Genomic DNA, 351 nt, shown 5'->3' on the forward strand with positions numbered 1-351 from the left:
TCGACGAGATACAAAATGGGGCAGTTGAGTTTCGCGGCTGTCTCCTGGATGCGGATGATTTTTTCGACCGTCCGCCAGCCCCATGAACCGGCTTTTACGGTCGAATCGTTGGCCATAACGCAAACGGTGCGGCCGCCAATTTTTCCGAGCCCGGTGACAACTCCGTCTGCCGGCAGGTCCCCCGCAAGGGCATTGGCAAACAGCCCGTCTTCGGCCTTGAGCCCGTCATCCAGCAGCATTCGCAAGCGTTCGCGGACAAACCATTTGCCCTGTTCGCGGTTTTTTTGGTGGTATTTTTCCTTTCCACCCTTTAAAATTTCTGCTTTTTTGCTTTCGTAGTCCATTGCATTA

General features: G+C 53.6%; 1 protein-coding gene. It reads right to left on the minus strand.

What is annotated here, in order from left to right; all coding sequences use genetic code 11:
- The coding region (locus ACLWS4_RS38020; RefSeq protein WP_416876576.1) for a carboxyl transferase domain-containing protein at positions 1 to 351 on the minus strand (351 nt) is incomplete at both ends.

Source organism: Kitasatospora sp. SC0581 (genome assembly GCF_048159585.1).
Taxonomy (GTDB): domain Bacteria; phylum Actinomycetota; class Actinomycetes; order Streptomycetales; family Streptomycetaceae; genus Kitasatospora.